The sequence below is a fragment of the Tabrizicola sp. genome (genome assembly GCF_036781545.1).
Taxonomy (GTDB): Bacteria; Pseudomonadota; Alphaproteobacteria; order Rhodobacterales; family Rhodobacteraceae; genus Tabrizicola.
In genome coordinates, this window is the sequence record NZ_DAIQAT010000128.1 from 1 (window position 1) to 10,101 (window position 10,101).

At 65.4% G+C, this 10,101-nt stretch carries 10 protein-coding genes; 3 read left to right on the forward strand and 7 right to left on the reverse strand.

The window, feature by feature from the left end; all coding sequences use genetic code 11:
• From V7Q39_RS15805 to puuE, 4 genes are all read right to left on the reverse strand, one after another.
• Positions 1–1,466, reverse strand: a 1,466-nt coding sequence (locus V7Q39_RS15805) for a nucleobase:cation symporter-2 family protein (RefSeq protein WP_333817571.1), incomplete at its 3' end; no start/stop codon positions are given.
• A gap of 81 nt (positions 1,467–1,547) precedes the next feature.
• Positions 1,548–2,024, reverse strand: a complete 477-nt coding sequence (locus V7Q39_RS15810; protein ID WP_333817572.1) for an ureidoglycolate lyase — start codon at positions 2,022–2,024, stop codon at positions 1,548–1,550.
• A gap of 82 nt (positions 2,025–2,106) precedes the next feature.
• On the reverse strand, positions 2,107–2,961 hold the full coding sequence (locus V7Q39_RS15815; RefSeq protein ID WP_333817573.1) for a bifunctional allantoicase/(S)-ureidoglycine aminohydrolase: 855 nt from the start codon (positions 2,959–2,961) through the stop codon (positions 2,107–2,109).
• Positions 2,958–4,385, reverse strand: a complete 1,428-nt coding sequence (gene puuE / locus V7Q39_RS15820) for an allantoinase PuuE (protein ID WP_333817574.1) — start codon at positions 4,383–4,385, stop codon at positions 2,958–2,960. The genes V7Q39_RS15815 and puuE overlap by 4 nt, the downstream gene beginning before the upstream one ends.
• Before the next feature lie 144 nt (positions 4,386–4,529).
• On the opposite strand from puuE, the gene uraH reads away from it, so the two are divergent.
• Positions 4,530–4,883 (forward strand): hydroxyisourate hydrolase, encoded by a 354-nt coding sequence (gene uraH, locus V7Q39_RS15825; RefSeq protein WP_333817575.1) that lies wholly within the window; start codon positions 4,530–4,532, stop codon positions 4,881–4,883.
• A gap of 154 nt (positions 4,884–5,037) precedes the next feature.
• Positions 5,038–6,489, forward strand: coding sequence for a DUF2125 domain-containing protein (locus V7Q39_RS15830; RefSeq protein ID WP_333817577.1), 1,452 nt, complete (start codon positions 5,038–5,040; stop codon positions 6,487–6,489).
• Positions 6,490–6,565: 76 nt separating this feature from the next.
• Here V7Q39_RS15830 and V7Q39_RS15835 read toward each other — a convergent pair whose 3' ends face one another.
• On the reverse strand, positions 6,566–7,474 hold the full coding sequence (locus tag V7Q39_RS15835; RefSeq protein ID WP_333817578.1) for a LysR family transcriptional regulator: 909 nt from the start codon (positions 7,472–7,474) through the stop codon (positions 6,566–6,568).
• Between the two features lie 108 nt (positions 7,475–7,582).
• Here V7Q39_RS15835 and V7Q39_RS15840 point away from each other — a divergent pair, with 108 nt between their 5' ends.
• Positions 7,583–8,824 carry a urate hydroxylase PuuD gene (locus V7Q39_RS15840; RefSeq protein WP_333817579.1) on the forward strand — a complete coding sequence of 414 codons (1,242 nt, stop codon included), beginning with the start codon at positions 7,583–7,585 and terminating at the stop codon, positions 8,822–8,824.
• Between the two features lie 36 nt (positions 8,825–8,860).
• Here the strand turns inward: V7Q39_RS15840 and V7Q39_RS15845 are convergent, their stop codons facing one another.
• Complete coding sequence (locus tag V7Q39_RS15845) at positions 8,861–9,250, reverse strand: GFA family protein (protein ID WP_333817580.1); 390 nt, start codon at positions 9,248–9,250, stop codon at positions 8,861–8,863.
• Positions 9,251–9,331: 81 nt separating this feature from the next.
• Positions 9,332–10,099, reverse strand: a complete 768-nt coding sequence (locus tag V7Q39_RS15850) for a sulfotransferase family protein (RefSeq protein ID WP_333817581.1) — start codon at positions 10,097–10,099, stop codon at positions 9,332–9,334.
• Positions 10,100–10,101: the final 2 nt, after the last annotated feature.

The following is a 10,101-nucleotide window of genomic DNA, read 5'->3' on the forward strand; positions in this document are numbered from 1 at the left end:
GAGGCGGCGGCCTTGATCTCTTCGGTCGCGTCGGCGGCGCCGTTGAAGAAGGCGTTGAGGACCACGGCGGCGACCGAGGCGAGGAGGATGCCGCTTTCGATCAGCGGGTGGATGTCATGCGGCATCCATTGCTTGAAGTTCGGCGCGACGAGCGGGATCATCCCCATGCCGAGCGAGACCGCGACGATGAAGAGGTTGTTGCGGTTCTTCGCGAAGTCGACCCCCGCGAGGATGCGGATGCCGGTGGCGGCGACCATGCCGAACATGACGAGGCCCGCGCCCCCCAGCACCATCGTCGGCACCGATTCCACCAGCGCGCCCATCTTGGGGACGAGGCCGAGGACGATCAGGATCAGGCCTCCGGCGACGCAGACGAAGCGGCTCTTGATCCCGGTGACGCCGACGAGGCCGACGTTCTGGCTGAAGGAGGTGTAGGGGAAGGTGTTGAAGATGCCGCCGATCAGCGTGCCGAGGCCGTCGGTCCTGAGGCCTGCCGACAGCATCCGCTGGGTGACGGGCTTGCCGGTCATGTCGCCGAGGGCAAGGAACATGCCGGTGGATTCGATCATCACCACGATCATCACCAGGGTCATGGTGACAGTCATCACGAGGTCGAAGGTCGGTATCCCGAAGTGGAAGGGGGTGACGATGTCGAACCAGGCGGCATCGGCGACCTTGGCGAAGGTCATCTTGCCAAGGAGTGCCGCGAGGACGGCGCCGATGATGATGCCGAGAAGGACGGAGATATTGGCGACGAAGCCCCTGGCGAAGCGGGCGATGAGAAGGATGGCGACCAGCACGATGGCGGAGATGGCGATGTTGCCGAGGGGGGCATAGGCCTCGTTCTGAAGGGTGGCGGCGGGGGCGAAGGTGCCGGGCAGGTCGGGCAGGCCGGTGATGGTGCCCGCGGCGGCGCCCTCGGTCACGGCCTTCAGCCAGGCGGCATGGGCGGGGTCGATGATGCTGGGCGCGGTGGGGCCGACGGGGTTGCCGAAGATCCAGTTGATGCCGATCCGCATCAGGCTGACGCCGATCACCAGGATGATGGTGCCGGTGACGACGGGCGGGAAGAAGCGCAGCATCCGGCTGACGAGCGGGGCGATCAGGATCGAGATGATCCCGGCGGCGATGATCGCGCCGAAGATGGCGCGGGCGCCTTCGGGGCCGGGATTGGCGCCCGCCATGGCGACCATCGGGCCGACGGCGGCGAAGGTCACGCCCATCATGACGGGCAGGCGGATGCCGAACCACTGTGTCGCGCCGAGCGACTGGATCAGCGTGGCAAGACCGCAGACGAAGAGGTCGGCCGAGATCAGGAAGGCGACGTCGGCGGGTTCCAGTTTCAGGGCGCGGCCGATGATCAGCGGCACGGCGACGGCGCCGGCATACATGACGAGGACATGCTGCAGGCCCAGGGCGAAGAGCTTCGGCGGCGGCAGGACCTCATCCACGGGATGCGTGGTCATGGTGATTTCCTTTTCCCTTGGGGCTGTTGTCTTCGCGCCGTCTGCGCACTGCCCCTGCGTGCGCTCCGGTTAGGGCACCCTTCAGGGCGCGAGGACCGTCCAGGGGGCGGTGTAGCGGTGTTCCTCGAGGTTCGGCGTGGTGCCGATGCGGTCGACCACGGCGAAGAGGCCAGGAGCGTGCAGGGGGGCGAGAACACCGTGCCAGATGCCGCGGTGCAGGTTGATGCCCTGCGCGCCATTGGTGAGGAAGGCCTGCGGGGTCGCTTCGGGGCTGGCGGCGACGATGACGAGGAAGGGGTGTTCGGTCATCGGAAGGAAAGCCTGCGAGCCTTCGGGGTGGCGTTCGATCAGGTCGAAGCTGTAGGGCAGGGCGCGGGGCTCGGCCAGGAAGATGGAGATCCCGGCGCGGCCTGCATCGCCGAAGTCGAGCCCGGCGCGGTCGTGGTGGCGCTGGCAGAGGCCGGCGTTGATAAGGCGATGCTCGCCGCTGGCTTCCAGCACATCGCCGAAGGCGGCGAAGGCCGCCGCGGTGAGGGGGGCGGGGGTCAGGGTTCTCATGCGCGGCGTCCGGTGGCAGGTGCGGGAGCGAAGGGTTTCACGCCCCTCGCGCGCGCGGTGGGAAAGTCAGGAATAGAAAGCCTCATTTCACCGGCCCGAAAGCGCCGGGACCGCGCAGTTTGGCGTGGCGGTTCACGTCCTTGTAGAGGAGGTAACGGAAGCGGCCGGGCCCTGCGGCATAGCAGGCCTGCGGGCAATAGGCGCGCAGCCACATGAAATCGCCCGCCTCGACCTCGACCCAGTCCTGGTTCAGCTTGTAGACCGCCTTGCCCTCGAGGACGTAGAGGCCATGTTCCATGACATGGGTCTCCTCGAAGGGGATCACGCCGCCGGGCTGGAATGTCACGATGTTCACATGCGCGTCGTGGCGGATGTCGTCGGGTTCGACGAAGCGGGTGGTGCCCCAGCGCTCGCCCGTGTCGGGCATCCAGCGGACGGGAACGTCGCGTTCGTTGATGACGAAGGCTTCCGGGACGGGCGTGCCGGGTGCGGGTTCGTAGATCTTGCGCAACCAATGGAAGCGGGCGGGCTGGCTGCCTTCGGCAAGCAGGGTCCATTGCGTGCCGGGGGGAAGATAGGCGTAGGAGCCTTCCTCCATCTCGTAGCCGGTGCCGTCGAGCGTGAGGGTGGCGAGGCCCCTGGTGAAGAAGAGCCAGTGTTCGGCGCCCATATCCGGGTCGGGCGCGTCGGAACCGCCGCCGGGGGCGACTTCCATCACATATTGGCTGAAGGTTTCGGCGAAGCCCGACATGGGCCGGGCGATCAGCCAGAGGCGGGTCTTGGTCCAGCCGGGCAGGCAGCTGGTGACGATGTCCGAGAAACAACCCCTGGGGATGAAGGCATAGGCGTTGGTGAAGACCGCGCGCTGGGTCATCAGGGCGGTCTGGGGGGGCAGGCCGCCGGGCGGGGCGTAGTAGCCGGGATGCTTGTCGGTCATGGCAGTTGGTCCTTGAGACGAAGTTCGGCGATGCGTTCCACCTGTTTGCAGGCGGTGGCGAATTCGGTCGGCGTGTCGTTGGCCAGCCGGGTCTGGAAGGCCTGCAGGATCGTGGCCTTGGTGTTGTCGCGCACGGCGATGATGAAGGGGAAGCCGTGCTTTTGCACATAATCCGCGTTCAGCCGCTGGAAAGCCGCGCGTTCCTGATCGGTCAGGGCGTCGAGCGCGGCGCTGGCCTGTTCGGCGGTGGACTCTGCAGTCAGGCGCTTCGCGGCGGCGAGTTTCCCGGCGAGATCGGGGTGAGCCTTCAGGACGCCGAGCCGTTCCTCGGCCAAGGCGGAGCGGAAGATGCGGGTCAGCGCATTGTGCAGGCCCGCGGCGCTGTCATGCGCGGGACCGAGTTCCAGGTCGAAGGCGCGGTCGGCGATCCAGGGGGAATGTTCGAAAATGCTGCCAAAGCGGTCCACGAAACGTTCGCGTGTCATCTGCGAGGGACGCTCGAACCGCTTGTGCGGATGGGTTTTCCGCCAATGCTCGGCAATCTCGATCCGGCGGGGGAACCAGACGCCGTCATGCGATTTCGCATAGTCGAGGAAGCGTTTGAGCCCGGCGATCTTGCCGGGGCGGCCGATCAGGCGGCAGTGCAGGCCAATGGAGAACATCTTCGCCGAACCCGCTGATCCTTCGGCGTAAAGCGTGTCGAAGCTGTCCTTGAGATACTGGTAGAACTGCTCGCCGGTGATGTAGCCCGGCGCGGTGGCGAAGCGCATGTCGTTGGCTTCCAGCGTGTAAGGGATCACCAGCTGGTCATGGTCGCCATATTCGCGCCAATAGGGCAGGTCGTCGTCATAGGTGTCGGAAATCCAGGCCAGGCGCCGGGTTTCCGCGGTCAGCTGCACGGTGTTTACCGAGCAGCGGCCGGTGTACCAGCCTTGCGGGGCCTCACCCACCACCTCCTCGTGCAGGCGGAAGCTTTCCGCGATCTGACGGGCCTCTTCCTCGGGGGCCATGTCGCGGTGGTCGACCCATTTGAGGCCGTGCGAGGCGATTTCCCACCCGGCGGCCTTCATCGCGGCGACCTGTTCGGGGTTGCGGGCCAGCGCGGAGGTCACGCCATAGATGGTGACGGGAATATCCATCCCGGTGAACAGCCGGTGCAGCCGCCAGAACCCGGCGCGGGCGCCGTAGTCGTAGATCGATTCCATGTTCCAGTGCCGCATCCCCGGCCAGGGCGCGGCCCCGGCGATGTCGGACAGGAAGGCCTCGGACTGGGCGTCGCCATGCAGGATGTTGTTCTCGCCGCCCTCTTCGTAGTTGAGGACGATGGACACGGCGATCTTGGCGCCGCCGGGCCAGCGGGCATCGGGGGGATTGGCACCATGGCCGCGGAAATCTCGGGGGTAGCGGTTTGCCGGGTGAGTCACGGGAGGTCTCCTTCAGGCGGAAGACTAGGGGAGAATCCGGAAGAGTATTTTCAGGATTTCACGGAAAGTCATATGCGTTCAAGGCCGGGTCGCATAGGGTGCGGATTCATGGTCAGATGGGGCGACGCAAAGGGAGGATCGAAGATGGGACGGCTTTCGACGCATGTGCTGGACACCGCGAAGGGCAAGCCTGCGGCGGGGGTCAGGATCATGCTGTATCGCCAGAGCGGACAGAGCCACCGCAAGGTGATGGAAGTTGTCACCAATGCGGATGGCCGCACCGACGGGCCGCTGCTGGAAGGCGCCAAGCTGACCGAGGGGGTCTATGAGCTGGTGTTCTGCGCGGGCGACTATCTGCGGGCCTCGGGCCAGGCGGGCGAAGGCATTCTTTTCCTTGACGAAATCCCGATCCGCTTCGGGGTGCCGGATGCCAGCCAGCATTATCACGTGCCGCTGCTGATTTCTCCCTTCGGTTATTCGACCTATCGCGGGTCGTAAGCGGGGGTTTTCCTGCGCCGAAAAGGTTGTGAAACCGTCACTTGCGCATCTTGTGCGACAGGCCTTATGTGGCGTGGCAATTTTTTTCGGCTTCAAGGAGAACCGCATGTTTCGGATGAAGACTTATTTGGCCGCTCCGGCCCTTGCATTTTTGATGACGGGCACCGCCCATGCCGCGCTGACCGCGGATCAGGTGTGGCAGTCCTGGAAGGATGCCGGCGCTCTGGTCGGGCTGACGATCTCGGCGGCGACCGAGAACAACTCGGCCGGCGTCCTGACGCTGAACGGCGTGTCGATCGCGCCGGAAGGCGTAGCGGGGATCACCATTTCGGACATGACGCTGACCGAACAGTCGGACGGATCGGTCGCGATCGCGCCCGGGGCCGATATCGGCGTGGCGATGTCGGGCGATGCGGAGGGCTCGGTGAAGCTCACGCATGACGGGCTGACGATCACCGCGCGCGAGGCGGATGGCGGCGTGACCTATGACTATGCGGCGGCCAAGCTGGACGTGATCTACGACACGACCTATCCGGGCGCCTCGTTCGACGGGTCGGAAGCGCCCAAGGTGGCGGCTTCGGGCAATGTGGGCCTGACCAACCTGTCGGGCAACTATTCCGACACCCCCGGCACCAACCGGACCTTCGGCCTGGACATCAAGGCTGATACGCTGGCCTATTCCACGACCTCGGACGATCCGGGGATGCAGCTGAAGCAGACCTCGACCAGCGAGACCGCGGGCATCGACATGTCGGTCGACTTCGCGCTGCCTTCGACCATCGCGCTGGCGTCCATCCAGTCGGCGGCGGACTTCACCACCGCGCTGAACGAGGGGATGAGCTTCACGCTGACCTCGAAACAGGGCGAGTCCAAGGGCACGGTGAAGCAGGAAAGCGCCTTCATGCCGATGGACCTGGTGATGGATGCGGGCGCCGGCGAGGGGACTGTCCTGTTCAACAAGGACACGTTCTCGATCAAGTCGCAGGCGGCAGGGCTGAACATCGAGTCGGGCGCGGGCATGATGCCGGTGCCGGTCAAGGTGACGGCCGGGCCGATGGAGTTCGACATGACCTCGCCGGTCATCGCGACCGAGGCGGCGGGCGACTATTCCTTCGTCCTGAAGCTTGCCGATTTCAGCCTGAACGAGGAAGCCTGGGGCCTGTTCGACCCGCAGGCGGCGCTGCCGCGCGATGCGGCGCAGATCGCCATCGACATCTCGGGCAAGACCAAGATCGACCTGCCGACCCTGGTCACGGCCGAGGAAAGCGGCGTGCAGCCGCCGATCCCGCAGCCGGAAAGCCTGAACATCACCGAACTGGGCCTGAAAGTCGCGGGCGCGGCGCTGGCCGGGACCGGGGCCTTCACCTTCGACAACTCGATGGGCATCCCGATGCCGCTGGGTGAGGCGAATGTGACCGTGACCGGCGCCAACGCGCTGATCGACGGGCTGATCAAGACCGGTCTCCTGTCGGAAGACGACGCCATGGGCGCGCGGATGATGATGGGCATGTTCATGGTTCCGGCGGGTGACGATACGCTGACCTCGAAGATCGAGGCCAAGGAAGGGATGCAGATCCTGGTGAACGGCCAGCCGCTGCCGATGTAAGGCTTCGGGTCTTCGGATTTGGGGAAGGGCGGGGCCGCGGTCCCGCCCTTTTCGTTTGGCGGGGTGGAACCCCACCCTACGTCCGGCGGAGGTCGTCGCGAATCTGGGCGGCCATGTAGTCGGTGAAGAGCTGGACCTTGGGGTCCTTCAGCCTGCGGTGCTGGCTGAGCGCCGAAAGCTGGATCGGCAGCGGCGGGGTGGCGATGGCGACGGGGACCAGCCGGCCCTCTTGCAGGTGGTCGGCGACCTCGAACAGCGGTTTCAGCACGATGCCCCGCCCGTCCAGCGCCCAGCCGGTCAGGACATCGCCGTCATCGCTCTCGAACGGGCCGGAGATTTCGAACCGGCGCGGGCCTTCGGGGGTTTGCAGCGTCCACTGGAATTCCTTCGCGCCGGGAAAGCGCAGGTTCAGGCAGTCGTGCCGGTCGTTGACCAGAGCGGACCCGTCGGCGGGCATTCCGCGGCGCGCAACATAGGCGGGGGCGGCGCAAAGAAGGCGGGGGCAATCGGCGATGGTGCGGACCTTGAGCGTGGAATCGTCGAGAAGGCCGAGGTGAAAGGCCACGTCGATGCCTTCGGCCACCACGTCGATGCCCCGGTCCGACAGGCGCAGGCGGACGTCGATCTGGGGATAGAGGTCCTTGAAGGCGGGAACGCGGGGCGCGATCAGGCGGCGCCCGATGCCCAGGGGGGCGGCGACGAAGATCGTGCCGCGCGGGTTCTGCGTCACGTCCATGACGGCGGCCTCGGCATCGTCGATGGCTTCCAGCACGCGCCGCGCGCCGTCATAGAAGATGCGGCCATTCTCGGTCGGTTGCAGGCTGCGGGTGGTGCGGCTGAAGAGCCTTACGCCCAGGTGCTTCTCCAGTTCCGAGATCCGGGCCGAGGCGACGGCGGGCGAGGTGCGCTGGTCACGGGCGGCGGCGGACATGCTGCCCAGTTCGTAGACACGGACGAACATGCGGATGTTGTTCACATAGGACATGCGGGGGCCATTGTTCGGACCGGGTTGAAAGTGATGCGGGCTTTCTATGGATTAACAGAAAGGTGCCGGGCAGGATAGCGTTTGCGGATAAACCGGGGAGGGATGGCGATGTATGACTGGGTCGTCTTGGGGGAATGGGTCGAGATCGCGGCGCGCTGGCTGCATGTGATCACCGCCATCGCCTGGATCGGGTCGAGCTTCTATTTCATCGCGCTGGACCTTGGGCTGCACCGCGACCGCAACCTGACAAGCGGGGCGGATGGCGAGGAATGGCAGGTCCACGGCGGCGGGTTCTACCATATCCAGAAATACCTCGTCGCCCCCGCCTCGATGCCGGACCATCTGGTCTGGTTCAAATGGGAAAGCTATGCGACCTGGCTGTCGGGCTTCACCATGCTGGTGCTGGTCTACTACCTCGGGGCCAAACTGTTCCTGATCGACCCGACGGTGATGGAGCTGGAGGTCTGGCAGGCGGTGGCGATCTCGCTGGCGTCGCTGGCCTTCGGCTGGATCGCCTACAACACGCTGTGCAAGGTTTTCGTGAACGCGAACCAGACGGTGCTGATGGTCGCGCTTTTCGGGGTGCTGGTGGCGATGAGCTGGTTCTACACCCAGGTGTTTTCCGGCCGGGCGGCGATGCTTCATCTGGGAGCGTTCACCGCCAGCATCATGTCGGGGAACGTGTTCTTCATCATCATGCCGAACCAGCGTGTCGTGGTGGCCGACCTGAAGGCGGGGCGGAAGCCGGATCCGAAATACGGCAAGATCGCCAAGCAGCGCAGCACCCACAACAACTATCTGACCCTGCCGGTCGTCTTCCTGATGCTGTCGAACCATTACCCGCTGGTCTTTGCGACCCAGTGGAACTGGGTGATCGCCAGCCTTGTCTTCCTGATGGGGGTGACGATCCGGCACTGGTTCAACACCAAGCACGCCCGGGCGGGCAATCCGCACTGGACCTGGTTCGTCACCGTGCTGCTGTTCCTGATCATCGCCTGGCTGTCGACCGCCCCGATGCGGGCGGCCGAGGGCGAGGCGCAGGGCGAGGCGATGAACCGCGAGGCGCTGGTCTATGCCTCGGCGAACGGGTTCGAGGAGGTGGTGGGAATCGTGCAGGGCCGGTGCAGCATGTGCCATGCGGCGGAACCGGGCTGGGAGGGGCTGCACTGGCCGCCGAAGGGCGTGGTGCTGGAGACCGAGGCCCAGATCGCGCATGAGGCGCGGCGCATCTATCTGCAGGCGGGCGTGACCCATGCGATGCCGCCGGGCAACCTGAGCTTCATCGAACCGGAAGAGCGGGCGGCCATCGTCCGGTGGTTCCGGGGGGCAGGGGCACAGGACCCGGTGTGATCTTTGCCCCGCCCCGGATCAGGTCCGGGGCGGACCTCAGCCTTCGGTCCGACCGCCACCGCGGTCTTTCTCGTAGTGCCGCATCCCGTCGAACTCCGGCAGCCAGCCCTCGCGCCGGATGGTCCACAGCTCGTAGGTCGGGCGGAACTGGTCCGGAGCATCGAACGCCCCGAGATTGATGCCGATCTCGTCCTCGATATGGGCAAAGACCGGTGAGCCGCAGGCGGGGCAGAAGCTGCGGTCGCGGAAGCTGTGGAATGTGCCGGTGATGGTGACGGCAGTTTCCGGGAAGATCGCCGAGGCATGGAAGAGGGCGCCGTGGTTCTTGCGGCAATCCATGCAATGGCAGATGCCCACCCGGTAGGGGGCGCCGGATGCTGTGAAACGCAAGGCCCCGCACAAGCAGCCGCCGGTATGTTCGGTCATGTGATCCTCCCCGCTCGTCGATGACTCCGTCGCCGCTCGCGGGTCTTCCGAGAAGAAGACCAAGTCGCGCGGGGAGGGACCCTAGTCGCCCAGCTTGGCGTGAACCTCGTCCAGGTCAACCGGGCCCTTCGGCATCTTGTTCGCCGGGTTGTCGAAATCATAGCGGAACAGCTGGAAGTCGCGCTTGTAGATCTCCCACATCAGATGCATCGACAGGTCGTCGAAATAGGCCTCGACCGCGTGGGCGCGCTTGGGTCCATGCCCTTCGCTTTCGTTGAAGCGGGGAATCTGCGCCAGGTCGACCGGGTGCTTCACCTGGATGTTGTCCAGCACCACCTGCATCCCGGGATTGAACGCCTCGGTGAAGAAGATGTGGTTGTAGCGCCCGCCGTTGACGATGAAGGTCGCGACATGGCCCGCCATCGCCGACCAGTGGATGTCGGGCTCCATCGGCTTCTTCCAGCGGATCGTGTCGCGGACGAAAAGCAGGAAGCGGCGGAAGCTGGCGATCTGGTCGAACTCCTGCTTGCCGTCCTCGCCGCCGACCTCGATCCCGTATTTCTGGATCAGAAGCGGCACCAGATTGCCGCGGTAGCGCTTGCCGTTCCTCTGGATGCCGCAGATCTTGTCGAAGAAGGAAGACAGGATCCGGGTATAGGGGTTCCGCACGCAGGTGAAGGCATAGGTCTGGCGACCCCGCACGATGCGTTCGATCACCGGCTGGCTGGCCTCCAGCGCCCATTTGTGCAGGCCGGTGGTCGCATCATGGATGTCGCCGTCGAAGAAATGGCCATGATCGGAGTAATACATGATCTGCCCGATGGTCGAGCAGGCGCATTTCGGCACCACCC

Coding starts and splice junctions, on each gene's coding strand:
- V7Q39_RS15810 (WP_333817572.1), bottom strand. CDS start 2,024: ATGAGAACCCTGACCCCCGCCCCCCTCACCGCGGCGGCCTTCGCCGCC.
- V7Q39_RS15815 (WP_333817573.1), bottom strand. CDS start 2,961: ATGACCGACAAGCATCCCGGCTACTACGCCCCGCCCGGCGGCCTGCCC.
- uraH (WP_333817575.1), top strand. CDS start 4,530: ATGGGACGGCTTTCGACGCATGTGCTGGACACCGCGAAGGGCAAGCCT.
- V7Q39_RS15830 (WP_333817577.1), top strand. CDS start 5,038: ATGACGGGCACCGCCCATGCCGCGCTGACCGCGGATCAGGTGTGGCAG.
- V7Q39_RS15835 (WP_333817578.1), bottom strand. CDS start 7,474: ATGTCCTATGTGAACAACATCCGCATGTTCGTCCGTGTCTACGAACTG.
- V7Q39_RS15840 (WP_333817579.1), top strand. CDS start 7,583: ATGTATGACTGGGTCGTCTTGGGGGAATGGGTCGAGATCGCGGCGCGC.
- V7Q39_RS15845 (WP_333817580.1), bottom strand. CDS start 9,250: ATGACCGAACATACCGGCGGCTGCTTGTGCGGGGCCTTGCGTTTCACA.